Genomic DNA, 26629 nt, shown 5'->3' with positions numbered 1-26629 from the left:
GGCTACACGCAGGGGACGTTGAGTGACAGCAACGCGGTGTCCACTCCGCAGATCCGGATCTCGCTCACCGCCGCGTTGCGCAACCTCGGGAAGACGCGGCGGTACTCCGCCACCGGGATGTGCAGGAGCGAGCACAGCACCAGCCGGAGCAGGGTGTTGTGGGCGACGACGAGGACCCGCTCGCCGGGGTGCGCGGCGGCGATCCGGCACAGGGCGGCCGCGCCCCGGGCGGCGGCGGCGCGCGGATCCTCGGCGCCGGGGAAGGGGTGCGCCACCGGGTCGGCGCGGAAGGCCTGCGCCGCCTGCGGGTTATCCGCCGCGAACTCGGCGAGCGTACGGCCCTCCACCACCCCGAAGTCGCATTCCCGCAGGCCGACTTCGCGGTGCGGGGTGAGGCCGAGGGCACGGCAGGCCGGCTCGGCGGTGGCGATCGCCCGGGAGAGGGGCGAGGTCCAGATCGCGTCCACGGGGTGGGCGGCGGCCCAGCGGCCCAGCGCCTCGGCCTGGGCGTGTCCCGTGTCGGTCAGGGCCACGTCGCTCACCCCGGCGTACCGGTTCTCGGCATGCCAGACGGTCTGGCCGTGGCGGGCGAGGAGGAGGGTCGTACTCATGAGCCTGGAGTATCCCGGGCCAGCCGCGCCCGCGCATGTGCGGCGACCTCCTTCGGCAGCCACCCCCGGGACTCCAGCTCGCCCACCAACCGGGCGTACGGCTCCGTGAAGCGGGCCGAGCGGTCCGGGCGTGGGGCGACGGTCGCGCCGGGGCGGGCCATGCGCTCGGCCGCGTCGGCGAGCGTGGGTGTGGTGCCGGTGCCGTAGGCGGCCAGTGCGGCCATGCCGAGGGCGGGTTCCGGCTGTTCGGGGACCCTGACCGGGCGGCCCAGGACGTCGGCGCGGAGTTGGGACCAGTAGGGGCTGCGAGCCGCGCCGCCGGTGAAGGTGAGAGGGCCGTGCAGGGGGGCGCCGAGGTGGTGGAGGTAGTCCAGGCAGAGGCGTTCCGTGAAGGCGATGCCCTGGAGGAGGGCGGCCCACAGGTCGGCGTCCGACTCCGGGACGCCGAGGAGGAGGGCGGTGGCGTGCGGGGCGTGGAAGGGGAAGCGTTCGCCCGGGGAGACGAGGGGGTAGGCGACCGCGTTCGAGGGCTCGAAGGCGGCGGCCGCGGCGTCCAGCGCGGCCGGGTCGGCGCCCGGGAAGCGGGCCGCGAGGACACCGGCGCCCACGCTGGAGGCGCCACCCGGCAGCCAAGTGCCGTCGGGCGCACGGTGGTTGTAGACCACGCCGGTCGGGTCGCGGATCGGATCCGTGGCGGCTCCCTTGAGGACCAGGGTCGTCCCCAGCACCGAGTTCCACGCGCCCTCCCGCAGCGCGCCCGAGGCGATCTGCGCCGCGCAGCCGTCCGTCATGCCCGCGATGACCGGGGTGCCGGCCGGGATGCCGGTGGCCTCGGCGGCGGCCGGGCAGACCTCGCCGAGCCGGGTGCCGGGGCGTACGACGTCCGGGAGGGCGCCAGCGGGGAGGCCGGTGAGGTCCGGCCAGCGGTCGCGCTCCACGTCGTAAGCCGTCTTCAGCGCGTGGCTGGAGTCGGCGGGGACGGGCCTGCCCACGAGCCGCGCGGTGACCAGGTCGGGCTGGTGCGCCACCCGGCCGGGGCCGTACCGGTCGACCAGCCAGCGCGCCTTCGGCAGCGCCCAGGTGTCCTGCACCGCGAGCCCCGCCGACCGCAGCCGGCCCGCCTCGGCCGCCGCCCGCCCGTCGTCGTACATCAGCGCCGGACTCACCGGGCGGCCGGTGTCGTCCGTGAGCAGGACGGTCCCGGAGGTCCCGCACACCGCGACCCCGCCCAGGGTCACCCGCACCCCGTCGAGCGCACGCCCGCAGGCCGCGCACACCGCCTCCCACCACTCCTCCGGGTCCTGCTCGTGCCGCGCCCCCTCCCGCCGCCCGCGCCGCAGGGGCGCCGCGCCGCTGCCGAGAACGCCGCCGTCGGCGGTCACGAGCAGGGCACGCACCCCCTGCGTCCCGAGGTCGATCCCGAGCCACGCCAACCCCATCCGGACCTCCCGCAGATAGCGAACGGCTCTGAGAACTTCCCACCTACCTCCGAGATTTCCCCCTGTTTTCCCCGTGCGCAAGGGATTGACGGCCTTCCGTCGCCGTTACACCCTCTGTTATCGAGTCGACTCGCACTGTTAACCCGGCCCGACCCCACCGCCCCACCGACGGAGGTCACGGATGAACAGGCACGTGCACGACCGCCGGCGCTTTCTCGCGCTCACCGGAGCCCTCACCGCCGCCACCGCCGCGGCCCCACTGCTGTCCGCCTGCGGTACCGGCTTCGGCGGCGACGACAGCCACAAGGGCGGTGGTTCGGCCGCGGACGACGTCACCGGCTCCTTCGACTGGAAGCGGGAGAAGGGCACGACCGTCAAGGCGCTGCTCAACAAGCACCCGTACACCGACGCCCTGATCGCCGACCTGAAGTCCTTCACCGAGAAGACCGGCATCAAGGTCCAGTACGACGTCTTCCCCGAGGACAACTACTTCGACAAGCTCACCGTCGACCTGTCCAGCGGGCGCGCCTCCTACGACGTCTTCATGCTCGGCGCCTACATGGTGTGGCAGTACGGGCCACCGGGGTGGCTGGAGGACCTCGGGCCGTGGATGCGCAACTCCTCGGCCACCGGCGCCGAATGGGACCAGGCCGACTTCTTCCCGAACCTCCTCCAGGCCGACCAGTGGTCGCTGAAGGCGGGCGCCCCGCTCGGCCGGGGCGGGCAGTACGCGCTGCCGTGGGGCTGGGAGACCAACGTGGTCGCCTACAACACCGAGGTGTTCGGCAGGCTGGGGCTGAAGCCGGCCGAGAGCTTCGACGAGCTGCGCGAGCTGGCCGGGGTGATCAGGAAGAAGGCTCCCGGGGCAGGGTTCGACGGCATGTACGGGATCGCCGTACGGGGGTCCAGGAGCTGGGCCACCATCCACCCCGGGTTCATGACCATGTACGCCCGCAACGGGCTGCACGACTTCACCGTCGAGGGCGGGAAGCTCACCCCCGCCATGAACACCCCGAAGGCCGTCGCCTTCACCGAGGACTGGGCCGGCATGGTGAAGCAGGGCGGGCCGCCGTCCTGGACGTCGTACACCTGGTACCAGTGCTCCAGCGACCTCGGCGCGAAGAAGGCCGCGATGCTGTTCGACGCGGACACGGCCGCCTACTTCCAGGCCGTGAAGGGAGCCTCGCCCGCCTCCGGGAAGATCGCCTTCCACCCCGGGCCCAAGGGACCGGACGGGTCGCTCGCCACCAACATGTGGATCTGGTCGCTCGGCATGAACGCCAGGAGCAGCCGGAAGAGCGCCGGCTGGCTCTTCCTGCAGTGGGCGACCGGGAAGGAGCACCTGCGCCGGGCCGCCCTCACGAACAACCACATCGACCCCGTGCGCAAGTCGGTCAGCCAGGACGGCGCCTACAAGGACAAGATGCGGCACCTGCCCGGTTTCATCGAGACCTTCGAGACGGTCGTCGACCAGACGAAGATCCAGTTCACCCCGCAGGCCCAGTTCTTCGACGCCACCACCAGCTGGGCCGCCGCGCTCCAGGAGATCTACGGCGGGAAGGACGCCGGGTCCGTGCTGAACGGGCTGGCGGGCGACCTCAAGTCCAAGGTGGGGTGAGCGCGATGGGCTGGCGGGCCGCCCTGCGGCCGTACGTCCTCGTCGTCCCGGCGCTGCTGCTGACCTGCGGGATTCTGTACCCGTTCGCGCTCGGCCTGTACTACACGCTGTTCGATTTCTCGGCGAGCAAGCCGCAGCCCGACATGGTCCGGCTGCACAACTACGAGACGGTCTTCACGCAGGACGCCTTCTGGAACTCGGCCTGGGTGACCGTCCTGTACGCGGTCGGCGCGGCTGCCGTGGAGACCGTGCTCGGGGTCGCCGTCGCCCTGCTCCTGCACCGCTCGTCCCTGGTCGGCCGGATCCTGGAGAAGATCCTGATTCTGCCCCTGATGATCGCCCCGGTGATCGCCGCGATCATCTGGAAGCTGATGCTCCAGCCGTCGGTCGGCGTGGTCAACCACCTGCTGAGGCCGTTCGGGCTCGGCGGAGTGCAGTGGACGGACACGCCCACGGGCGCCCTGCTGTCGTCGATCGCGGTGGACGTCTGGGTCTACACCCCGTTCGTGGCGATTCTGGCGCTGACCGGTCTGCGGTCGCTGCCCGCCTCCCCCTTCGAGGCGGCGGCCGTGGACGGCGCCGGCTGGTGGTACACCTTCCGCCGGCTCACCCTGCCGATGCTGTGGCCGTACGTACTGGTCGCGGTGATCTTCCGGTTCATGGACTCGCTGAAGGTCTTCGACATCATCTACGCCCTGACGGAGGGCGGTCCGGGCGACTCCACGGTCGTCCTGCAGATCCGGGCGTATCTGGAGGCGATCCGCTTCCAGCGGTACTCCTTCGGGATCAGCTACACGATCGTGCTGTGGGCCGTGGTGTACCTGGCCGCGATGGTCCTCGTCCGGCATCTGGGGCGCATCCAGCGGAAGGCGGCCGAGGTCAAGTGACGTACAAGAAGCGCCTGTCGGGGTGGCTGGCCGATGCCGCCCTGGTCCTCTACTTCCTCTTCGCGCTCTTCCCGGTCGCCTGGATGGTGATCCTGTCCCTGAAGCCGGCCGACCAGCTCTTCAGCACCTACTTCTCGTTCACCCCGACGCTGGACTCCTACCGGACCGTGCTGGGCGACAGCGAGGGCATCCCCTTCGTGCGGTTCTTCGTCAACAGCCTGGTGGTGTCGGTGGGCGCGGTCGCGCTCTCGCTGGTGGTCGGGCTGCCGGCGGCGTACGCCTCGGCGCGCTGGCGGTTCAGGGGCTCGGAGAACCTGATGTTCACGCTGCTGTCCTTCCGGTTCGCGCCCGAACTCACCGTGATCATCCCGCTGTTCGTGCTCTACCAGAAGCTGGGGCTGTTCGACACGTACGTCGGCATGGTGTGGGTGCTGCAACTGGTCACGCTGCCGCTGGTGGTGTGGATCATGCGGTCGTACTTCGCGGATCTCACCCCGGAGCTGGAGCAGGCCGCGCTGCTCGACGGCTACTCCCGCAAGCAGGCCTTCTTCAAGGTGGCCCTGCCCCTGGTGAAGCCGGGCATCGCGGCCGTGTCGCTGCTGGCGTTCATCTTCGCCTGGAACAACTTCGTCTTCCCGCTGATCCTCACCTCCAGCTCGGCGCAGACCGTGACCGTGGGCGCGCTGTCCTTCCTGGGCGGCGACCGGCCCAAGTACAACCTGACGGCCGCGGCCGCGCTGGTCTCCGTCGTACCGCCGCTGCTGCTGGCGCTGACCATCCAGCGGTATCTGGTGCGCGGGCTGTCGTTCGGGGCGGTGAAGTCGTGAGCGTCGCGCTGCGGGACGTCCACAAGTCCTACGGCCGGACGACCGCCCTCGACGGGATCGAACTGCGAGTGGAGGAGGGCGAGTTCTTCTGTCTGCTCGGGCCGTCCGGGGCCGGCAAGACCACCACGCTGAAGACCGTCGCCGGTCTGGAGCGGCCCGACTCCGGGACCGTCGAGATCGACGGGCGGGACGTGCGGGACGTGGAGCCCTGCGACCGGGGTGTGGCCATGTGCTTCGAGAGCTACGCGCTCTATCCGCACCGCTCGGTGTACGACAACCTCGTCTCGCCGCTGCGCTCCCCGCGGCACCGGCTGCCCGCCGCCGAGGCCCGGGAGCAGGTCGGAGCGATCGCTGAACTGCTCGGTATCAGCGGGCTGTTGGACCGGTCTGTGGGGCAGTTGTCCAACGGGCAGCGGCAGCGGGTCGCCCTCGGCCGGGCGCTGGTCCGTCCGGCCCGCGCCTTCCTCCTCGACGAGCCCCTCTCCCACCTGGACGCCAAGCTGCGCCAGCAGATGCGGGCCGAGCTGAAGGCGATCGGGGCCGTCCGGCGCACCACCACGCTCTACGTCACCCATGACTCCGTCGAGGCGCTGGCGCTCGGGGACCGGATCGGGGTCGTCCGGGACGGGCGGGTCGTGCAGACCGGCACCCGGGAGGACATCTGGTACCGCCCCTGCGACACCGAGGTCGCGCGGGCCTTCGGGCGGCCGCGGATCAATCTGCTGCCGGGGACGGCGACGGAGACCGGCGCCTTCCGGTCGGCGGACGGCGCGGTCGAACTGCCGCTCCCCGTGCGGGCGCCCGCCGGCAGCGAGGTGCTGGTCGGGGTACGGCCCCGGGACGTCTCCCTGGCCGGGGACGGCCACCGGCTCTCCGGGTCCGTCTACGTCACCGAGGTGCTCGGCCGGTCCGTCGAGGTCACCGTGCGGATCGGCGCGCAGCACCTGTCGCTCGTCGCGCCCCGCAGCGAGGCGGCCGGGCTGCGTCCCGACGAACCGGTCCGCCCGGCCGTCCGGCCTGAGAACCTGCTGGTGTTCGAGGCCGACCGGCCAGGGCGTCCAGGACGACGGATCGGGAAGAGCACGTGATGAGCACAGGTGCACAGCAGGGACCCGCGGCCCGGCAGGCCGCCATGGCCGAACTCGTGCTGGCCGAGGGCTCGGCCTCCGCGGCCGAGCTGGCCGAGCGTTTCGGGGTGAGCCTGATGACCATCCACCGGGACCTGGACGAACTCGAACGGCAGGGCATCGTAAGGAAGTTCCGGGGCGGGGTGACCGCGCAGCCGTCCGGGGTGTTCGAGTCGAACGTGCAGTACCGGCTGAAGACCATGCGCCCGCAGAAGGCCGCGCTCGCCGAGCGGGCGCTGAAGTCCATAGAGCCCGGCATGGCGATCCTCCTCGACGACTCCACCTCCACCCTGGAGATAGCCCGCCGGCTGCGGCTCGGCGAGATCACCCCGCTCACGGTCGTCACCAACTTCCTGGAGGCGATCAACCTCCTCGCCGGCCGGCGGGGCATCCATCTGATGGCCCTCGGCGGCGACTACGACCAGCTGCACTCCTCCTTCCTCGGGGTGTCCTGCGTGGAGGCGGTCGAGCAGCTGCGGGTGGACGTGGGCTTCGTGTCGACGTCGGGCGTGCACGGCGGCTACGCCTACCACCAGGAGCAGCACATCGTCTCCGTGAAGCGGGCGATGCTCGACGCGGCCGCGCGCAACGTGCTGCTGGTCGACCACACCAAGCTGGGCCGGGTCGCCCTGCACCGGGTCGCCCCGCTCTCCCGCTTCGACCTGCTGCTGGTGGACGACGGGGCGTCACCGCGGGCGCTGCGCGACCTGGACGAGCACAAGGTGCGCTACGAGGTGTGCGCCACGGATCCGAGGGAGGGCGATGACCGCGCTGGAGTTACGTGAGCTGCGCAAGACGTACCGAGCGCGGGGCCGCCCGGCGGTGGAGGCGGTCCGGGGCCTGGACCTGGGTCTGACGTCCGGTGAACTCCTCGGACTGCTGGGCCCGTCGGGCTGCGGCAAGTCCACCACGCTGCGGATGATCGCGGGTCTTGAGGCGGTGACCGGCGGGGACATCCTGGTAGGGGGCGCCTCCGTGGTCGGCCGTCCGGCACAGGAGCGGAACATCGGTGTCGCCTTCGAGAACTACGCGCTGTATCCGCCGCTGACGGTCGCGGAGAACCTGGCGTTCGGGCTCAAGGCCCGGCGGAGAAGCCTTCGGGGGGACGTGCGGCGCAAGGTCGCCGAGATCGCCGAGCGGGTCGGCCTCACCGACGTCCTCGACGCCCGCCCGGCCGGACTGTCCAGCGGGCAGAAGCAGCGCGTCTCCCTGGCCCGCGCGCTGATCCGGGAACCGGACGTCCTGCTCCTGGACGAGCCGCTGTCCCATCTGGACGCGGCCCAGCGCGACACCACCCGCCGGGAGCTCAAGCGCATCCAGCGCGACCTGGGCCACACCACGATCCTGGTCACGCACGATCAGGAGGAGGCCCTGTCCCTCGCCGACCGGATCGCCGTCATGCGGGACGGTGCGATCCAGCAGCTCGGCACGCCCTACGAGATCTACGACAGCCCCGCCTCCGCCTTCGTGGCGGACTTCGTCGGCGAGCCCGCGATCAACCTGCTGCCCGGCACCGCCACCGCCGGCGGCCACGCGCGCCTGTCCGCCGGGGTGCGGATCGCGCTACCGGTGCCGGCGGCCGAGGGCCGGGCCGTGGTGGTCGGCATCCGCCCCGAGGACCTGAGCCTCACCGGCGCCGACGGCATCCCCGCCCGGGTCGTGGCCCACGAACCCCTGCTGGAGTCGGGCATCGCCACGCTCGCCCTCGACGGGGTGGAGCGGCACCTGGTGGTGCTCACCGGGCCCGAGGTCCGCCTCGCGCACGACGAACGGGTCCGGGTGGCGGCCGGACTCACCCATGTCTTCGACGCCGAGACGGGAGACACCCTGCGATGACCTCCAGTGTGCGTGTGGTGGCCGCCGGCGACCACTTCGTCCTGCCGTCCCTCATCACGGCCGCCCTCGGGAAGGAAGCCGCCTGTGACGTACGGGAGTTGACCCTCGGCTGGCCTCTGCAACCCTTCGGGCCGGTCGCCGAGGTGAGCGAGGCCAGTGACGCCGAGGACGAGCTGATCGGCGCCCTCGCCGGTGCGCAGGTCCTGGTCACGCAGATGGGCCCGGTCACCGAACGCGTCCTCGGCGCCTGCCCGGAGCTGCGGCTGGTCGTGGTCTGCCGGGGCGGTCCGGTCAACGTCAACCTGGACGCGGCCGGGCGGCACGACGTCCGGGTGTGCTTCGCGCCCGGCCGCAACGCCGCCGCCACCGCCGAGTTCACCGTCGGCCTGCTCCTCGCCGCCCTGCGCCGCATCCCCCAGGCCCATGAACTCCTCGCCCGCGAGGGGAGTTGGGCCGGGTCGGCGTACTACACCTACGAGCACAGCGGCCTGGAGCTGGAGGACCTGCCGGTCGGACTCGTCGGCTACGGCGCGGTGGGCAGCCGGGTGGCCCGGGTGCTGTGCGCCTTCGGGGCGCGGGTGATGGTGTACGACCCCTACGTGCGCGGGGAGGTGCACGGGCTGCGCGTGTCCTCGCTGGACGACCTCCTGCGCCGCTCCGCCGTCATCACCCTGCACGCCCGGCTCACCGACGAGACCCGCGGTCTGATCGGCGCCCGCGAACTGGCTCTGCTGCCGCCCGGAGCGGTGGTGGTCAACGCGGCCCGGGGGCCGCTGCTGGACGAGGACGCGCTGTGCGACGCACTGGAGGGCGGGCGGCTCGCGGCGGCGGCCCTGGACACCTACGCCCGCGAACCGCTCCCGCCGGACTCCCGGCTGCCGGGCCTCGCCGACCGCGTCGTGCTCACCCCGCACCTGGGCGGGGCCAGCCGGGCGGTCGCGGAGAAGGCGGCCCGGATCGCCGCCGCCGAGGTGGGCCGCTGGGTGCGCGGGGAGCCGCTCGCGCACTGTCTGACGTGAAGGGGAGCCGTTCATGTACATCGGGATCGATGTGGGCACGTCCATGGTGAAGGCCGCCGCCTTCGACGGCGGTGGGCGCGAACTGGCCGTCGAGGCACGGCCGGTGGGGCTCGACCTGCGCGGCGGGGCCGTGGAGCAGGACATGGAGGAGGTGTACGGGGCGGTCGTCGCCGTACTGGGGGCGCTGACCGCGCGGGTGCCGGAGCCGGTGGAGCTGGCCGGGCTGACCGGGCAGGGCGACGGGGTGTGGCTGGTGGACGCGGCGGGCCGGCCGGTGCGGCCGGCGGCCTCCTGGATGGACGGCCGGGCCCATGAACTGGTCGACCAGTGGCTGGCGGACGGCACCTTCGAGACCGTCTTCCGGCGCACCGGCGGCGCGATGTTCCCGGGCTGTCCGGGCCCGCTGCTGGCGTGGCTGGACCGGTACGAGCCGAAGGCCCTGGAGGCGGCCGCGGCGGCCGTCTACTGCAAGGACATGGTCTTCCAGCGGCTGACCGGCGCGGCGCGGGCGGTGACGGACGTGTCGGACGCGTCGATGCCGTTCCTGGACCCGCGCACCCGGTCCTACGACAACCGGGTCGTGGAGCTGCTCGGCCTCACCCACCGCCGGGGCCTGCTCGCGCCGGTCAGCGATCCGGTGGCGACGGGCGCGGCGCGCGGCGTGGGGCTGCCGCCCGGCACCCGGCTGGCGAACGGACCGTACGACCTGCCGGCCTGTGCGCTCGGCGCGGGCGTCACCGCGCCCGGTGACGGTCTGCTGATCGTCGGCACCTGCCTGGCCGCGCTGGTCGCCACCACCGACCTGGACCTCGGCGGCGAACCGGCCGGCCTGTACATCTCCACCGACCGGCCAGGTCACTGGCTGCGCGCGCTGCCGGCGATGGTCGGCACGGCGGCCCTGGACTGGGTGCTGAACACGACGGGCGTGCGGCACGAGGAGGTCGACGCCCTGCTGGCCGCCACCCCGCCGGGCGCCCACGGGGTGCGCGTGCTGCCGTACTTCGCGCCCTCCGGCGAGCGCGCCCCCTTCGTGGAGCCCCGGCTGCGGGCCGAACTCACCGGTGTCTCGCTGGAGTCGACGCCCGCCGACCTGATCCGCGCCACCTGCGAGGGGATCGGCTACGCGGCCCGGCACTGCCTGGCGGCGGCGGGCCTGACCGGAACGCTGGCGGTGTGCGGCGGCGGCACCCGCAGCCCCGCCTGGATGCGGCTCCTGGCGGACGTGCTGGGCCGCCCGCTGCGGGTGGTGGAGGGCGAGGTGGGCGCGCGGGGCGCGGTGCTGGCGGCGGCCGAGCGGTTCGGCACGGCCCTGGACGCGGCGGCCTGGACCGAGCCGACCCGTGTCGTCGAGCCGGACGCGGACCGGGCCGCGTACTACGCGAAGGGGTACGAGGAGCACCTCGGGCGACTGGCGGAGGCACGGCAACGGGCCCGGCGCTGACCGGGCCCGTTCGGCAGGACTCACAGGTTCAGGACCTACAGGTCAGGACCTACAGGTGCAGGACCTACAGGTTGCTGAAGTCCGGGCCCTTGGTGCGGGTCCGCTTGATCTCGTAGAAGCCGGGGACGGAGGCCACGGCGAGGGTGCCGTCCCACAAGCGGGCCGCCTCCTCGCCCTTGGGGGCGGGGGTGACGACCGGGCCGAAGAAGGCGATCTGCTCGCCGTCGGGGCCCGGGACCGCGATGACCGGGGTGCCGACGTCCTGGCCGACCTTCTCGATGCCCTCCTTGTGGGAGGCGCGCAGCTCGGCGTCGAACTCGAAGTCCTTCTGCTCGGCGTACTCGATCAGCTCGGCGGGCAGGCCGACGTCCGCGAGCGCACCGGCGATGGCCTCCGGCGTCGCGCCCTCGCCGTTGTTGTGGAAGCGGGTGCCGAGCGCGGTGTAGAGGGGGCCGAGGACGTCCGCGCCGTGCTTCTGCCACGCCGCGGTGACCACGCGCACCGGCTGCCACGCCTTGACGGCGAGCATCTCCCGGTACCCCTCGGGCAGTTCGTCCAGCTTGTTCTCGTTGAGGACGGCGAGGCTCATGATGTGCCAGCGGACCTCGATCTCGCGGACCTTCTCCACCTCCAGCACCCAGCGGGAGGTCATCCAGGACCAAGGGCACAGCGGGTCGAACCAGAAGTCCACGGGGGTCTTGCCGCTCGTGGTCACGGTCTCGGACATGCTTCTCCTCAGCGAAACGGGCTTTTGAAAGGTCAACATTCCCTTCGCCACCGCCATTCCCTGGTACCCCGTGTCAGGAGTGCGTGGCAGGATCGGTCCTGATCCACCCCATCCAAATCCACCCCATCCAAGCGATCACAAGGGAGTGCCGCCCGTGCCCGGTGAGAATCTGACCCGCGACGAGGCCCGGGAGCGGGCCGCCCTGCTGTCCGTCGACGGGTACGAGGTGGCGCTGGACCTGCGTTCCGCCGTGGGCGACGGGGACGGCGAGCCGCGCACCTTCCGCTCGGTGACCACGATCAGGTTCCGCTGCAACGAGCCGGGCGCGTCCACGTTCGCCGACCTGGTCGCGCCGAGCGTGACGTCGGTCACGCTCAACGGGAAGGACCTGGACCCGGGCGAGGTCTTCGACGGCACCCGGATCGCCCTGGAGGACCTGGCCGCCGAGAACGAGCTGACGGTCGACGCGCAGTGCGCCTACTCCCGCACCGGCGAGGGCATGCACCGCTTCGTGGACCCCGAGGACGGCGAGGTCTACCTCTACACCCAGTACGAGCCGGCCGACGCCCGCCGTGTCTTCACGAACTTCGAGCAGCCGGACCTGAAGGCGCCGTACCGCTTCGAGGTGCAGGCGCCCGAGGGCTGGACGGTGTGGAGCAACGGCGCCGGCGAACAGACCGACGGCGCCTGGCGGTTCGCGGAGACCAAGCCGATCTCGACGTACATCACGTGCGTGGTGGCGGGGCCGTACCACTATGTGACGGACTCCTACGAGCGCACCCTCGAGGACGGGACGAAGCTGGAGATCCCGCTCGGCGCCCTGTGCCGCAAGGGACTCGCGCCCTACTTCGACGCCGACGACGTCTTCCTGGTCACCAAGCAGGGCCTGGACTTCTTCCACGAGCACTTCGACTACCCGTACCCGTTCGGGAAGTACGACCAGGCGTTCGTGCCCGAGTACAACCTGGGCGCGATGGAGAACCCGGGGATGGTGACCTTCCGCGAGGAGTACATCTTCCGCGGGAAGGTGACGCAGGCCTCCTACGAGGCGCGGGCCAACGTCATCCTGCACGAGATGGCGCACATGTGGTTCGGCGACCTGGTCACCATGGTGTGGTGGGACGACCTGTGGCTGAAGGAGTCCTTCGCGGACTTCATGGGCACGTTCGCGAACGTCGGCGCGACCCGCTTCACCGATGCCTGGATCACCTTCGCCAACCGCCGCAAGGCCTGGGCCTACCGCGCCGACCAGCTGCCCTCCACGCACCCGATCACCGCGGACATCCGCGACCTGCAGGACGCCAAGCTCAACTTCGACGGCATCACGTACGCCAAGGGCGCCTCCGTGCTCAAGCAGCTGGTGGCGTACGTCGGCCAGGACGCGTTCCTGGAGGGCGCCCGCCGCTACTTCAAGCGGAACGCGTACGGCAACACGCGCCTGGGCGACCTGCTGTCGGTGCTGGCGGAGACCAGCGGCCGGGACATGTCCGCGTGGGCCCGCTCCTGGCTGCAGACGGCCGGGGTGAACTCGCTGACCCCGCAGGTGCTGCTGGACGCCGAGGGCCGGGTGGCCGAGCTGGCGGTGGTGCAGGAGGCGCCGGAGTCGCACCCCGAGGAGCGCCCGCACCGGGTCGCCGTGGGCCTCTACCGCCGTACGCCCGAGGGCGCCCTGGAGCGGTACGCGCGCGTGGAGACGGACGTCGAGGGTCCGCGCACGGTCGTGGCGGAGCTGGCCGGCGCCGAGGCCCCGGAGCTGGCGCTGGTCAACGACGACGACCTGACCTACTGCAAGATCCGCTTCGACGAGACCTCGCTGGCCACCCTGCGCGAGCACCTCGGCGCGCTCACCGACCCGCTGGCGCGCGCCCTGTGCTGGTCGGCGCTGTGGAACCTGACCCGCGACGCCCTGCTGCCGGCACGGGACTTCGTGGACCTGGTGCTGCGGTTCGCGGGCCGGGAGTCCGACATCGGCGTGCTGCAGATGCTGCATGCGTGGGCGAACTCGGCGCTGGTGCACTACGCGGCGCCCGAGTGGCGGGCCACCGGCGAGGAGCTGCTCGCCGAGAGCGCGCTGCGGGAGCTGCAGGCGGCCGAGCCCGGCAGCGAGCACCAGCTGGCCTGGGCGCGCTTCTTCGCGGCGGTCGCCTCCGGCGAGACGGACCTCGCGCTGCTGAAGGGCCTGCTGGACGGCACGGAGACGGTCGAGGGCCTGGACGTGGACCAGGAGCTGCGCTGGGCGTTCCTGGAGCCGCTGGCGGCCCACGGGGTGGCCGACGAGTCCGTCCTCGCGGCCGAACTGGCCCGCGACGACACGGCGTCCGGCAAGCGCCACCAGGTCCGCTGCCTGGCCGCGCGCCCGTCGGCCGCGGTCAAGGCGCAGGCCTGGGCGCAGGTCGTGGAGTCCGACGCCCTGTCGAACGCACTGGTGGAGGCGACGATCGCGGGCTTCGACCAGCCCTCGCAGCGGGAGCTGACGGCACCGTACGCCGAGAAGTACTTCGCGGCGATCGAGCGGGTGTGGCAGGAGCGGTCGATCCAGATCGGCATGGACGTCGTACGGGGCCTGTTCCCCGGGTTCCAGGACCGGCAGGAGACGCTGGACGCGACGGACGCGTGGCTTACGGCCCACGCGGACGCGGCGCCCGCGCTGCGCCGGCTGGTGCTGGAGGCGCGGGACGACCTGGCGCGGTCACTGCGCGCACAGGCGTGCGACACTCAGGCCGCCGGAGCCTGATCCTTGGCCTGAGCTTTCCCGGTCGGTGACCGTTACGGAATTCAGGCAATAGCAGCCGTAACCCCTGGTCCGCACCCGATTGGACCAGGGGTTTTCCGTCCCTACTCGGCACCCGAACACGCGTCCTTTAGTACCGCCTTGTCTGCATTTATCGACGGCCGTGTAACAGCGGTTAAAGAGGGGACAGGGCGCGGGAATCCCGACGCCATGACGCACAACACCCCGCTCTCCCCCCGCCCCCTCCGTCACCTCTCCGAGGTCCACCGCCGTGTTCTGACGGCGGGCCAGCTCCGCTCCCACGGTGTCTCCACGGCCGAGCTGAACGAACAGTGCCGTCCCGGCGGCCCCTGGCAGCAGCTGCTGCCCGGCGTGGTCCTGCTCCGCCCCGGCCCGGCGACGAGCGAGGAGCGACTCCACGGGGCCCTGCTGTACGCGGCGCGGGAGTCGGCCCCGGGCGTCCCGGCCCAGCCCACGGCCGGCGAGCCGCACCGCCCGGTGTACGAGGACGCCGTCATCACGGGCCTGGCGGCCCTCACCCTGCACGGGTTCTCCTCCACCCCGCCGCTCCTCTCCCTGGACCGCGTCGACGTGCTGATCCCCCGCCCGCGCCGGCTGCGCTCCAGCGGTTACGTCCGCGTCCTGCGCACCCCCTCCCTGCCCACCGCCTGCGCGGTGACGGGCCTGCCGGTGGCGCCGGTGCCGCGCGCGCTGGCGGACGCGGTGGCGGAGCTGACGGACGCGGGCGCGGTACGCCGGCTGCTGACCGAGGCGGTACGCGCCGCACACTGCGAACCGGCGGCCGTGGTACGGGAGTTGACCCAGGCCAAGCTGGTGAACCGTCCGCACGTGGTGAACGCGGTGAACTCGCTGCTGGCCGAGGGCCGGGCGATCGCGGAGGACCGCCTCTACCGGATGGTCGCCGAGTACGGCCTGCCCGACCCGGTCTGGAACGTGGACCTGCGCCTGCCCGGCGGCCCCCACCTCGGCGGCCTGGACGCGTACTGGCCCGAGCAGGCGGTCGCGGTCGAACTGGACACCCGGGCACCCCGCCAAGGCCATCGGCAGGACGACGACGCCCTCTGGTCGGAATACGCGCGCAAGCGCGAGCACTTGGAACGCCTGGGCATCACGGTCGTCTACATCACCCCCAAGAAGCTCCGGGAGTCCCTGGAGCAACAGGCGACGGTGGTCCGCACGGCCCTGATGGCATCCGGCGACCGCGACCCGGCCGCCTATGTCGTGGCGCTGCCCCGGTAGTGACGGACCGGGCACGCACCAGGAGGGGAGAGGAGGGGCCACCGGGGCGACGCCGGTGGCCCCTCTTCATGCCCAACTCCCGTCGCATGCATGCGCGTTACTGTGACGGGATGAGCGATGAAGCCGTCGTACTGCGTCCCGCCCGCGAGGACGACCTGACCGTGCTGGAACGGTTCCTGCTGGAGCCGGAGACCGCCGGACCGTTCCAGTGGTACGGCTGGTCGGACCCCGGGCGGTTCCGGCGCCGCTTCGCCGAGAACGGGCTGCTGGGCGAGGACGGCGGCCTGTTGATGGTGGAGGCCGCCGCCGACCCGCTCGGGTTCGTCGCCTGGCGCAAGCGCGTCGTCTCGCCCTCCACCCACTGCTGGAACATCGGCGCCCAGCTGCTGCCCGAGGCCTGCGGGCGCGGGATCGGCACCCGGGCCCAGCTACAGCTCGTCCGCCACCTCTTCGCCCACACCCCCGTGATGCGGATCGAGGCGGACACCGAGGCCGAGAACATCGCCGAGCAGCGGGCCCTGGAGAAGGCCGGCTTCACGCGCGAGGGCGTACTGCGCGGCATCGTCTTCCGGGACGGCAAGTGGCGCGACGGCGTCGCCTACAGCGTGCTGCGCGGCGACCGGCTGCCCGCCCACGTGTGAGGCGTACACGTCGTCGAGCAGCGCGGCGTACGCGGCGACCATGCGGGTACGGCTGAAGCGCTCACGGCTGCGTTCCAGGGCGGGAGCCAGCTGGGCGCGGCCCGCGATCGCCGCCGACCAGGCGAGGGCGATCGCGCCCGGGTCGGGCGGGGTGACGAAGCCGTGGCCGGTGACGATCGCCGCGCTGTCGCCGACGTCCGTCGTCACCGGGACGGCGCCGCACATCATGCCCTCGATCAGGCACAGCGGCGCCGCCTCCCCGGAGACGGAGGTCAGGGCGACGACGTCGGAGCCCGCGTAGACGGCCTCCATGTCGTGCCGTACGCCGAGCAGCCGAATCCTTTCCGCGAGTCGCCGGTCCTCCCCGAGCGCGGTCTCGATGTCGGCCCACAGGGCCGGGTTCCCGTCGGTCATGCCCGCGCCGCACATCAGGACGTGCCCCTCGGGCTCGCGCGCCAGCCACGCGCGGGCCGCCCGGAGGAAGAGGGGCACGTTCTTCATCTGCGCGTACCGGGCCGCGAAGACCACCACCGGGGCGGCGGCCGGAACGCCCAGGGACGCACGGAGGGCCTGCCGGGCCGCCGGGTCCGGGCGGAAGCGGAGCAGGTCGACGCCGTTGGGGATCACGTGCAGCCGGTCGGCCGGGATGCCGGCGGCCTCGTAGGCGGCACGCGTCGACTCGGCGCAGCACACGCACGCCGCCACCGTGCCGTCGGCGATCGCGGCCTTCAGCTCGTCCAGGGCGGGGCCCTGGTTCTCGGGGTCGGAGCGGTGCAGGCAGACCACGACCGGGCGGCGGGGCAGCCCGGCCTGGTTCAGCAGGGCGAGCGGCTGCTCCTTGAGGGAGAGGATCACATCCGCCCCGGCCATGGCCCTGGCGGTTTCGGCCAGCTCCGGTCCGCTGAAAACGGACGCCGCGACCGCGCCGTCCACCAGGCCGGCGGTGCGGCCCAGCGAGGTGACGCCGACCTCGCCGGCCGTCAGCGCGCGGTAGCAGTGGTCGTCCTCCATGCGCTGCCGGGTGGCCTCGCGGTGGACCTCACCATGGATGCTGAGTATCTGGTGGGACTGGCCGCCCTCGGCCAGTCCCAGTACGACGTCACTGTGCACGATCCTGGCTCCTCCGGAGAAGAAGCCCTCGTAGACCGACAGCACACGCAGTCCGTGCCTCGTACGCACACGACCACCCGCCTTGCATAAATGATCGAGAAGATCGAGCCAACCCCGTCCACAGCGGGTTAGCCGATATGAGGCGGTATGGACATTACGTACGCGTTAACACAGAACTACGCGAATGAAACGTTGGCTAACAGAACTCCCCTTCCACCACGGCGATCATGTCCCCGGCCCAGTCCCCGTTGAAGTTGACCGCCAGGGAGTGGCGGCCGTCGGCCGTCGTCACCGCCGCGGAGGCGGAGCCGTGGATGCCGCCGTCGTGGCCCCAGACGTGGACACCGCAGCTCAGCTCGTAGTCCGCGAGGCCGAGGCCGTACCCGGCACCCTTCACCGTGGTCTTCATCTCCTTCAGCTGCCGGGGCGGGAGCAGCCTGCCGCGCAGGAGGGCGCTGTAGAAGCGGTCCAGGTCGGCGGAGTTCGAGATCATCTCGCCGGCCGAGGAGGCCAAGGAGGGGTTGAGCTTCGTGACGTCGTACGACGGGCCCGGCGCCGTCTCGGTGAACTTCGAGTAGGCGCGGCTGCTGGGCCGCGGGACGGTGACCCGCGTGCCGGGGAGGGAGGTCGCCGTCAGGTGCAGGGGGCGGATGACGCGGCGGGTGATCTCGTCGGCGTACGAGTGACCCGTCACCTTCTCGATCACCATGCCGGCCACGACGTAGTTCGTGTTGGAGTACCGCCAGGACGTGCCCGGCGCGAAGTCCGGTTCGTGCTTCATCGCGATCGCGACCAGGTCGCGCGGAGTGAGCGTGTCGTAGCGGTGCGCGAAGAAGCCGTCCTTCGTGAAGTAGGTGCGGCCGAAGTCCTCGTCGGAGGTGTAGTTGTAGATGCCGCTGGTGTGGTTGAGGAGCCGGCGGACGGTGATACGGCTCCCGTCGTGGCCGTGGCCGTGCACCACCCCGGGCAGCCACTTCTCCACCGCGTCGTCGAGCGACAGCCGGCCCTCCGCCTCCAGCTGGAGCAGGACGGTGGAGACGAAGGTCTTGGTGATGCTGCCGACGCGGTAGCGGTCGGCCGTCGAGCGCGGCTCGCCCGTGCGGGTGTCGCCCACACCGGCCGTCGTGGACCAGGTGCCGTGGGTGTCCTTCGCGGTGGCGGTCACGCCGGGCACACCGGCCTGGACGGCCGCCTCGATCGCCTTGCGTGTGGCAAAGTGCCCGCCCGTGGCGGGGCCGGCCGCGAAGGCCGGGCCCGCCAGGGCCGCCGACAGGAGCAGTGCGGTGGCGCCCACCAGGGTCGTACGTGCGCGCATGTCTTCCCCCAAACTGTGCCGTTCGGTTCGGTCGGGGGGAGGGACCTGTGGTGGTGTGCGAAGGTTGCCTGCCTGTGGGCCGGTTGAGTGAATATCAGCCCTTCTTGAGCACCAGCTCGGTGTTCCGGTCGGCCGCGGCGCCCGCGAGGGTCGTCCTGGCGCCGGGGGCGTTGTAGGCCAGCTCGCGGTAGAGGGCGGCGAGGCCGGTCTGGGAGAGGTCGGCGAAGTCGGTGCGGTGCGGGGCCGCGGACTCGATCAGGGTGGTGAACAGGGAGATCGTGCCGTCCTTGTTGTCCACCAGCTCGATGATCCGGGCGAGGTGCGGGTAGTCGACGTGCGAGGCGGTGGAGATCTCCCAGAAGGAGCGGCCGCCGGACGCCTGGTGCGGGGTGATGACGTTCTTGTGGATGTGGCCGTTCACCCAGGCCAGCACGTTGGCGTGGGCGGACAGGACCGAGACCACCTCGGCGCCGCCATGGCGGCGCTCCCCCGGGCGGGCCGGGTCGGGGCGGGTGTTGGTCATCGTCTTGCTGGTGTGGTGGCTGAAGACGACGGCGTAGGAGTCCTTGTTGTCCTTGAGCGTCCTCTCCAGCCACTTCAGCTGGGCGGTGCCGACGGAGCCCTCGTAGTGGCCGCCGGCGTCGGTGGTGTCCAGGCTGATGCCGATGACGTCCTCGGAGACGCGGAAGGCGTAGTACTGGGTGCCCGCGTCCAGGTTCGCCGAGGAGTAGCCGTGGCCGACCGGGCCGAGGCCCTGGTGAGCGGGGTCCAGGTGGGCCTTCAGATAGTCCGCGGAGGTGTACGGCGCCCGCTTCTCGTCCGGGGTGACCGAACGCATCGAGCGGGCATGGGCCTTGAGGAAGTCGCGGTAGCCGACGCCCTTGGGGTCGGTGGCGTTCTTGATGGCGTCCTGGATCTTCCTGGCCTCGGCGGCGGTGACGTTCATCAGCTTCTTGCCGCCGATGGCCGCCTCGGCGAGGTAGGGGTCGCCGTGGGAGCCGTAGCAGCCGAGCGGGAGGGCGTCGTGGTTGCCGACGGTGGAGTACCAGGGCAGGTTGAGGCCGGGGCTGCGCACCTCGCGGATCGCGGCGGCCAGGAAGCCCTTCAGGTAAGGGAAGCCGAGCGCCTTGTCGCCGTCGCGGGTGGTGGAGTCGGGCTGCCAGTACAGCTTGAGGCCGCTGTTCTGCACGCCCTCGAAGTGCCGTGGGTCACCGGAGTTGGGGGTGATGCGGCCACCGCTCATCACCTTCATGAACCACTCCAGTTCGGAGTGGGCGTTGTTGTCGGTGTTGTCGCCGGTGGTCATCACGAAGTGGAGCGGCGAGCCGGTGACGGGGGCGCCGCGCAGCGCGTTGACCCGCTCGACGAGTGAGATGGCGCCCTGCACGGTCAGCGCCTCCTGCGGGCGCCAGGCGTGCGGGTCGGTGGAGCGCAGGTACTCGAGACGCAGCGGGTGCTGGACGTCCTGCAGGTGCAGGTCGGTGAACTGCACGAAGGCGGCGAGGGGCGTACGGCGGGACGCGCGGCCGGACTTGGGGGCCGCAAGCTCGCTGCGCACGACCCGCTTCCAGCCCGCGCCGTCGCCGAGGCGCCGGTAGCCGGAGCCGGTGCGGGGGGCGGCGACGGAGGAGAGGGTGGTGCCCTTGGTGTAGGGCGCGAGTGCGGTCCCCGCGGCGGCCTGCCGGGAGTGGGCGACGGGCGCCCCGGCGGTTGCGGCGGCGGCCTGGCTGTCGGTGGGGCGGAGGGCGTAGCCGACCCCCGCGGAGAGCGAGACCGCTCCGGCGGCGGCGAGGACGGTACGGCGGTGGACCCCCGGTGCGGAGGTGGCGACAGAGCGTGTGCGCGACATGGCGCGATCTCCCCGAGTGCGAACGCGTCGGCAGTGGTCGCGGGCGATCGCTCTCGCGAACATCCCGCTCGCTCTGGATGCTTGGCATCGGGGATGACCTGTGCGTGAACACGACAGCAACGCGCAGCGCCGATCACCGTACGTGGATCTCTGGCCACCTTTCGCGCCCACGACCGCTCCTCGGGCGGCCGGGCAGCGGTCACTCCGTGTTCATCTTCCGGGGTAGTGCAGCTATTCCACCCGCCCCGCGGCCGGCCGCTCGCGCCACAGCCGCAGCGCCGTGTCGATGAGCGGCACCCGGTTCAGACCGGGTACGGCGGCCAGGTCCTGCCAGGCGGCGAAGTCGGTGGAGCCACCGACCTCGTGCCGGAGTTCACCGTCCCTCACCTCGCCCGCGTAGACGATCCGCACGCCGTGGTGGTCCGTACGGCGGCCGAACCGGCGGGAGCCGGTGAGCCTGAGGGAGTCCACGCCGAGGAGGCCGGTCACCTCGATGCGGTAGCCGGTCTCCTCGGCCACCTCGCGGCGGACGGTGTCGTACGGGTCCTCGCCGTGCTCCATACCACCGCCCGGCAGCACCCACTCGGGGGTGCCGTCGCGGCCGGGCGAGCGGGCGAGCAGGATCTGTCCGTCGCGGACGCACACGGCGTAGGCCGCCACCCTCAGCTTCCGTCGCATGGACGGACGTTAGCGGGTGGGCTCCGGGTTGGCGGGTGAATATTCGGGCGCGGACCAGCGCAGCGGCAGGGCGGCGGGGGTCTCGATGATCTCGGCGATGCCGAAGCGGACCGTTCGCTCGCCGTCGGCCGTGAACTCGGTGTGCGCCTCGCCGGTGAGCTGCAGCACCGTGCCGGTCGTCCAGTCCAGGAAGAGCAGCCCGGCACGCGGGTCGGTGCGCAGGTTGCCGAGGGTGAGGAACATGGCGTTGCCGGAGTAGTCGGGCCAGCTCAGTTCGTGCGGTGAACGGACCTGGACGAAGCCGGGGTTGCCGCCGCGGTGGCTGACGTCGGCGCCGTCGGCGTGCACGGTGGCCAGGAAGAAGGTGTCGGCCGCCGCGACGAACCCGGCCTGTGCGGAGGTCAGTCGGGTCTCCGTCCGCGGTGTGCCCGGTTCGCGGCCCGGCACCCGCTCGTACGACTCCCGGCGCTGGATGTACTTCGGGCAGTTGGAGAACACCTGGTCGGCCTCGACCGCGAAGCCCCGGGCCGTGGGCCGCAGCCGGCCGTTGAGGCGCATCCGGCGGCGGGTGCGCGGGTCGAGGGCGATGGTGCCGACGGGGGTGCCCGGTGCGGTCACGGCCGTCGCGAGCGGGTCGGTCGGGGGTGGCCCGCCCGCGACGGACATCTGCCGGACCCCGGTGGCCCGGACGAAACCGGGGGTGCCGGTGATCGGCGAGGCCCATACCCGGCCGGTACCGGGGTCCGCCGCGCCGACGACCAGCAGGGGCTGGATGCCCAGGAAGGCCGCGGCGACCGGCTTGATGTCCTGGCCGAGGGAGCGGCCGACGTGGTCGGCGCGGTCCCGGACGCCGACCAGGTCCTGCAGGGCGCGCGAACCGGCGTGATAGACGCTCATGGCTAGAAGAAACCGCAGGTCGGAGCGGAGGCGTGCGGGGCTGGGGCGGTCTCGGCGCCCAGGGGTGCGGCGATCTCCAGGCGGGTGCCGTCGGGGTCGTGGAAGAAGATCCCGCCCGAGGCCGCCCCCTCCCGGTGGGCCACCACGCCCTCGTGGGCGAACTCCACCCCGGCGTCGCGCAGCGCCGTCTCGTACTCCCGGACCCGGTCCATCGAGTCGGCTGTGAACGCCAGGTGGTGCAGTCCGGCCCGGCCGCCGTCGTACGCCCCCCGCGCCTGCTGCCAGAGGGTGAGGACGGGGCCCTCGCCGGCCTCGCCCAGGAACGCGTAGCGCCGGTCGTCCTCCTTGCCCTCGGCGAGCAGGGTGAAGCCCAGGACGTCCCGGTAGAAGGCGAGCGAGCGGTCGAGGTCGGTGACGTTCAGGCCGGTGTGGCCGGTGCGCAGAGTCATGACTCCCCTTTCAGGTTTTGTAACCTCTGACATCAGGTTAGAAGGTTAGAAGCAGAGATGCAACCGGTCACGTACTCTTGAGCGGTTAGCCGAGAAGGAGTGCCCGATGTCCGCCGCCCGCGATCCCCGCCCGCTCACCGGTGAGCCCCTCGCCCTCGACCTGATCAACACCCGGTGGAACCGGGAGGGCGTCACCCAGGACCTGCTCGCCGACACCGAGGGGCTCGCGGTGTGGCTCGCGAGCAACGGGCTCGACGGCGCCCACGCGGCCGCCGCGGACGTACTGGCGCATGTGCGCCAGGCACGGGAGGCACTGAAGGCCGCGGTGGACGGGTCACTGGCCGAGGGGGCGCCGCTCGTCGACGCCGTCCTCGCGCACGGGCGCATCCGGGCCCGGCTGACCGAGCGGGGGGCGGCCGAGGAGCCCGAGTTCACCGACCCGGCCTGGGGTCCGGCCTGGCTGGCCGCCCGGAACTACCTGGAGCTGCTGGCGCAGGCCCCGGACCGGATCCGCACCTGCGCCCATGAGACGTGCATCCTGCACTTCTTCGACACGTCCAGGAACGGCACCCGCCGCTGGTGTTCGATGGCCGCGTGCGGCAACCGGGCGAAGGCCTCCCGTCATTACGCCCGCTCGAAGGAGAGCTGAGCGAATCCCGAACCAGACGGGTCCAATCCGCTCAAACCCCATCGCGGGTTTTCCCCATACATCCATATCGATTCGGTCAACGGTCCCCAAATTTCAGCCCTTTGGGTAAAGCTGTGCCCTCGTCCGGCACTGGATTCTTTACCTACAAGGGATGCCGATGACCCACACCCCCGAGCGCGATCCGATACCCGGCCACAGACGCCTGACCCGCATAGGCCTGGCCGTGGGCGTGGTGGCCGCTCTCTGTGCGACCGGGCCGATACCCCTGGCCCTCGCCGCGGACGCACCGCCCGCCACGGCCACCGACCCGGGCGTCAAGTCCGCCCACGACAAGCTCGGTTCGGACGACGCCGATCTGCTCGCCGAGGCCAGGGCGGACGGCGACAAGAACGTCACGATGATGATCGCGACCGCGCCCGGGAAGACCGAGCAGGTCACCGGGGAGCTGGACGCGGTCAAGGGCGGCTCGGTGGGCCGTGTCTACGACAAGCTCGGCTACGTCCGCGCCACCGTCCCGACCGCGAAGGCGCAGTCGGCGATCGCGGCCGCCGCGAAGCTGTCCTCGGTGCACGCCATCGACCTGCGCCAGGAGATCGCGCTCGACGACCCGACGCCGAACGCGGACACCGCCAAGTCCGCGAAGACCACCACGACTTACCCGGGTCCCGGCAAGGACACCCCCGCCGAGAACCCGTACAACCCCTCCTTCGAGACCGGCGCCGTCGACTTCGTCGACGAGCACCCGAAGGCGGACGGCCGGGGCGTCACCATCGGCATCCTCGACTCCGGCGTCGACCTCGGCCACCCGGCGCTGCAGAAGACCACCACCGGCGAGCGCAAGATCGTCGACTGGGTGACCGCGACCGACCCGATCCTGGACAGCGACGCCACCTGGCGGCCCATGGTCACCTCGGTCTCCGGCCCGAGCTTCAGCTACGGCGGCCAGACCTGGACGGCGCCGGCGGGCTCGTACGGGATCAGCACCTTCAAGGAGTCCGCGACCACCGGCGGCGACGAGAAGGGCGACCTCAACCGGGACGGCGACACCACCGACAGCTGGGGCGTCCTGTACGACGCGGCGGCCGGCACGGTCACGGTCGACCTGAACAACAACCACGACTTCACCGACGACACGCCGATGAAGCCGTACAAGGACGGCTACCAGGTCGGCTACTTCGGCGCCGACGACCCGAAGACCGACGTCGTCGAGCGTGTGCCGTTCGTCGTGCAGATCCGCAAGGACGTCCCGATGGACCCCTACGGCGGGTCCTGGGTCGGCAAGAAGGCCGACTTCGTCAACATCGGTGTCATCGAGTCCGAGCACGGCACCCACGTGGCCGGCATCACCGCCGCCAACGGCCTGTTCGGCGGCGAGATGAACGGCGCGGCCCCCGGCGCGAAGATCGTCTCGTCCCGTGCCTGCACCTGGACCGGCGGCTGCACCAACGTCGCCCTCACCGAGGGCATGATCGACCTGGTCGCCAACCGGGGCGTCGACATCGTCAACATGTCGATCGGCGGCCTCCCGGCGCTGAACGACGGCAACAACGCGCGGGCCGAGCTCTACACCCGGCTCATCGACACCTACGGCGTCCAGCTCGTCATCTCCGCGGGCAACTCCGGTCCCGGCGCCAACACCATCGGCGACCCGGGCCTCGCGGACAAGGTGATCTCGGTCGGCGCGGCCATCTCCAGGCAGACCTGGGCCGCCAACTACGGCTCGCAGGTGGAGAAGCGGTACGCGATGATGCCGTTCTCCTCGCGCGGCCCGCGTGAGGACGGCGGCTTCACGCCGACCCTGGTCGCGCCCGGCGCCGCGATCAACACCACCCAGACCTGGCTGCCGGGCTCCCCGGTCGCCGAGTCGGGGTACTCCCTGCCGGCCGGCTACTCGATGCTCCAGGGCACCTCGATGGCCTCCCCGCAGGCCACCGGCGCCTCCGCGCTGCTGCTGTCGGCCGCCAAGCAGAAGGGCATCGACCTGACGCCCGCCACGCTGCGCACGGCGCTGACCTCGACCGCCGACCACATCAAGGGTGTGCAGGCGTACGAGGAGGGCGCGGGCCGCATCAACATCGTGGACGCGTGGGACGCGATCCGCGACGACGCGACCTCGCACGACACTGCGCCTGATAACTACGTGGTGAAGGCTCCGGTCGACACCGCGCTCGACCAGGCGCTCAAGACGCCGGGCTACGGCACCGGTCTGTACGACCGCGAGGGCGGCCTGAAGGCCGGTCAGAAGAAGACGTACGACGTCACCATCACCCGTACCTCCGGCCCGGACAAGGCCGTGTGGCACGAGCTGCACTTCGAGAACAACGCCGGTGACACCTTCCGGATCCTCGGCGACGACGTCGTGCGGCTGCCGCTGAACCAGCCGGTGACCGTCAAGGTCCAGGCGGCGCCGCGGTCGGCGGGCATCAAGAGCGCGATCCTGGAGGTCGACGACCCGCGGACCGAGGGGATCGACAAGCAGATCCTCACCACCGTCGTGGTCTCCGCCCCGGTGAACTACACCTACTCCGCGTCGGGTTCGGTGCAGCGCAACAGCACGCAGTCGTACTTCCTGAACGTGCCCGCGGGCGCCAAGTCCCTCGAGGTCGCGATGAGCGGGCTGAAGGACAAGAGCCAGACCCGGTTCATCGCGATCCACCCGTACGGCACTCCGGTCGACAACACCGGCACCCCGTACTGCTACAACAACTACCTCGACGGCAACGGCTGCAAGCCGGACGTCCGCTCCTACACCGACCCGCAGGCCGGTGTCTGGGAGATCGAGGTCGAGTCGCGCCGTACCTCGCCGCTGCTCGACAACCCGTACACGCTGGACGTCTCCGTCCTCGGCGCGGCCTTCGACCCGGAGACCGTGACCGTGCCCGAGGCCAAGGTCGGCACCCCGGCCACCGCCTCCTGGAAGGTGACCAACAAGTACGCGGCCCTCGACGGCAAGCTGGTCGGCGGCCCGCTCGGCTCCGCCAAGACGGCCCGCCCGTCGATCAAGGAGGGCGAGACCCAGACCACCACGGTGGACGTCCCGGCCGGCGCCAAGTCCCTGGACGTGGCCATCGGCAACGTCTCTGATGCGGCCGCCGATCTTGACCTGACCGTGTACGACGCGAGCGGCAAGCAGGTCGCGCAGTCCGCGGACGGCGACTCGGAGGAGGCGGTCTCCGTCCCGTCCCCGGCGGCCGGCACGTACACCATCAAGGTCGTGGGCTACTCGGTCCCGTCCGGTGCGACCGACTACGACTACCGGGACGTGTTCTTCTCTCCCACGCTCGGCACCGTCACGGTCGACGACTCGACCCCGGTCAAGCTCGGCACGGGCGACTCGGCCACGGTGACCGGCCAGGTCACGGCCGCCGCAGAGGCCCCCGCGGGCCGCGAGTTCTTCGGCCGGCTGCAGCTGGTGAACGCGCGCGGCACGGTCGCGGGCGTCGGCAGCGTGAAGATCGAGAAGGTCACGCCGTAACGCGGCGCCCTGAGGTGAGGTGAGGGGCGGGTGTCCGGGAGGA

General features: G+C 71.7%; 21 protein-coding genes and 1 pseudogene. 13 read left to right on the top strand and 9 right to left on the bottom strand.

Annotation, left to right across the window (positions count from 1 at the left end):
• Positions 1-2: 2 nt before the first annotated feature.
• Positions 3-611, bottom strand: coding sequence for a histidine phosphatase family protein (locus tag ACWC5O_RS16895; RefSeq protein WP_450580661.1), 609 nt, complete (start codon positions 609-611; stop codon positions 3-5).
• A complete protein-coding gene (locus ACWC5O_RS16890; RefSeq protein ID WP_450580660.1) occupies positions 608-2050 on the bottom strand; it encodes an FGGY-family carbohydrate kinase in 1443 nt (480 codons plus the stop codon). The genes ACWC5O_RS16895 and ACWC5O_RS16890 overlap by 4 nt, the downstream gene beginning before the upstream one ends.
• A 181-nt stretch (positions 2051-2231) precedes the next feature.
• On the opposite strand from ACWC5O_RS16890, the gene ACWC5O_RS16885 reads away from it, so the two are divergent.
• The 8 genes from ACWC5O_RS16885 to ACWC5O_RS16850 are packed head-to-tail and all read left to right on the top strand — an operon-like array spanning position 2232 to position 10805.
• The gene (locus tag ACWC5O_RS16885) at positions 2232-3668 is read left to right on the top strand and encodes an extracellular solute-binding protein (protein WP_450580659.1); all 1437 of its coding nucleotides are present in this window, start codon (positions 2232-2234) and stop codon (positions 3666-3668) included.
• A gap of 5 nt (positions 3669-3673) precedes the next feature.
• Positions 3674-4555: a carbohydrate ABC transporter permease gene (locus ACWC5O_RS16880; protein ID WP_450580752.1), complete on the top strand. Its 882-nt coding sequence runs from the start codon at positions 3674-3676 to the stop codon at positions 4553-4555.
• Positions 4552-5382 carry a carbohydrate ABC transporter permease gene (locus ACWC5O_RS16875; RefSeq protein WP_403948240.1) on the top strand — a complete coding sequence of 277 codons (831 nt, stop codon included), beginning with the start codon at positions 4552-4554 and terminating at the stop codon, positions 5380-5382. The genes ACWC5O_RS16880 and ACWC5O_RS16875 overlap by 4 nt, the downstream gene beginning before the upstream one ends.
• On the top strand, positions 5379-6470 hold the full coding sequence (locus tag ACWC5O_RS16870) for an ABC transporter ATP-binding protein (protein WP_450580658.1): 1092 nt from the start codon (positions 5379-5381) through the stop codon (positions 6468-6470). Before ACWC5O_RS16875 ends, ACWC5O_RS16870 begins: the two co-directional genes overlap by 4 nt.
• Positions 6470-7294, top strand: a complete 825-nt coding sequence (locus tag ACWC5O_RS16865) for a DeoR/GlpR family DNA-binding transcription regulator (protein WP_450580657.1) — start codon at positions 6470-6472, stop codon at positions 7292-7294. The genes ACWC5O_RS16870 and ACWC5O_RS16865 overlap by 1 nt, the downstream gene beginning before the upstream one ends.
• On the top strand, positions 7272-8345 hold the full coding sequence (locus tag ACWC5O_RS16860) for an ABC transporter ATP-binding protein (RefSeq protein ID WP_450580656.1): 1074 nt from the start codon (positions 7272-7274) through the stop codon (positions 8343-8345). The genes ACWC5O_RS16865 and ACWC5O_RS16860 overlap by 23 nt, the downstream gene beginning before the upstream one ends.
• A complete protein-coding gene (locus ACWC5O_RS16855) occupies positions 8342-9364 on the top strand; it encodes a 2-hydroxyacid dehydrogenase (protein ID WP_450580655.1) in 1023 nt (340 codons plus the stop codon). The genes ACWC5O_RS16860 and ACWC5O_RS16855 overlap by 4 nt, the downstream gene beginning before the upstream one ends.
• A 13-nt stretch (positions 9365-9377) precedes the next feature.
• A complete protein-coding gene (locus ACWC5O_RS16850) occupies positions 9378-10805 on the top strand; it encodes an FGGY family carbohydrate kinase (RefSeq protein ID WP_450580654.1) in 1428 nt (475 codons plus the stop codon).
• A gap of 64 nt (positions 10806-10869) precedes the next feature.
• Here ACWC5O_RS16850 and ACWC5O_RS16845 read toward each other — a convergent pair whose 3' ends face one another.
• A complete protein-coding gene (locus ACWC5O_RS16845) occupies positions 10870-11532 on the bottom strand; it encodes a mycothiol-dependent nitroreductase Rv2466c family protein (protein ID WP_450580653.1) in 663 nt (220 codons plus the stop codon).
• Between the two features lie 154 nt (positions 11533-11686).
• On the opposite strand from ACWC5O_RS16845, the gene pepN reads away from it, so the two are divergent.
• From pepN to ACWC5O_RS16830, 3 genes and pseudogenes are all read left to right on the top strand, one after another.
• Entirely contained in the window at positions 11687-14266 is a 2580-nt protein-coding gene (pepN, locus tag ACWC5O_RS16840) for an aminopeptidase N (protein WP_450580652.1), read from the top strand.
• 207 nt (positions 14267-14473) lie between these two features.
• Complete coding sequence (locus tag ACWC5O_RS16835) at positions 14474-15523, top strand: hypothetical protein (RefSeq protein WP_450580651.1); 1050 nt, start codon at positions 14474-14476, stop codon at positions 15521-15523.
• Between the two features lie 68 nt (positions 15524-15591).
• Positions 15592-16002 (top strand): annotated as a pseudogene (locus tag ACWC5O_RS16830) (GNAT family N-acetyltransferase); the annotation flags it as partial.
• Here ACWC5O_RS16830 and ACWC5O_RS16825 read toward each other — a convergent pair.
• The 6 genes from ACWC5O_RS16825 to ACWC5O_RS16800 all read right to left on the bottom strand — a co-directional run bounded on the left by ACWC5O_RS16825 (position 15952) and on the right by ACWC5O_RS16800 (position 22462).
• Positions 15952-17319, bottom strand: a complete 1368-nt coding sequence (locus ACWC5O_RS16825) for a glycosyltransferase (protein WP_450580751.1) — start codon at positions 17317-17319, stop codon at positions 15952-15954. The pseudogene ACWC5O_RS16830 and the gene ACWC5O_RS16825 overlap by 51 nt on opposite strands.
• A gap of 151 nt (positions 17320-17470) precedes the next feature.
• Complete coding sequence (locus ACWC5O_RS16820) at positions 17471-18589, bottom strand: serine hydrolase domain-containing protein (RefSeq protein WP_450580650.1); 1119 nt, start codon at positions 18587-18589, stop codon at positions 17471-17473.
• Between the two features lie 94 nt (positions 18590-18683).
• On the bottom strand, positions 18684-20438 hold the full coding sequence (locus tag ACWC5O_RS16815) for a TIGR03767 family metallophosphoesterase (RefSeq protein WP_450580649.1): 1755 nt from the start codon (positions 20436-20438) through the stop codon (positions 18684-18686).
• A 231-nt stretch (positions 20439-20669) separates the two neighbouring features.
• Entirely contained in the window at positions 20670-21116 is a 447-nt protein-coding gene (locus ACWC5O_RS16810; RefSeq protein WP_450580648.1) for an NUDIX hydrolase, read from the bottom strand.
• Positions 21117-21125: 9 nt separating this feature from the next.
• Positions 21126-22013, bottom strand: a complete 888-nt coding sequence (locus ACWC5O_RS16805; protein WP_450580647.1) for a pyridoxamine 5'-phosphate oxidase family protein — start codon at positions 22011-22013, stop codon at positions 21126-21128.
• 2 nt (positions 22014-22015) lie between these two features.
• Positions 22016-22462 (bottom strand): VOC family protein, encoded by a 447-nt coding sequence (locus ACWC5O_RS16800; protein ID WP_450580646.1) that lies wholly within the window; start codon positions 22460-22462, stop codon positions 22016-22018.
• Positions 22463-22568: 106 nt separating this feature from the next.
• Between ACWC5O_RS16800 and ACWC5O_RS16795 the strand changes: the two genes are divergently transcribed.
• Positions 22569-23111: a CGNR zinc finger domain-containing protein gene (locus ACWC5O_RS16795; protein ID WP_450580645.1), complete on the top strand. Its 543-nt coding sequence runs from the start codon at positions 22569-22571 to the stop codon at positions 23109-23111.
• 157 nt (positions 23112-23268) lie between these two features.
• The gene (locus tag ACWC5O_RS16790; RefSeq protein ID WP_450580644.1) at positions 23269-26586 is read left to right on the top strand and encodes a S8 family serine peptidase; all 3318 of its coding nucleotides are present in this window, start codon (positions 23269-23271) and stop codon (positions 26584-26586) included.
• The last annotated feature ends 43 nt before the right edge of the window (positions 26587-26629 follow it).

The organism is Streptomyces sp. NPDC001450 (assembly GCF_053597295.1).
The sequence above is the reverse complement of the archived record's forward strand: the minus strand, read 5'-3'. Positions and strand labels throughout refer to the sequence as shown.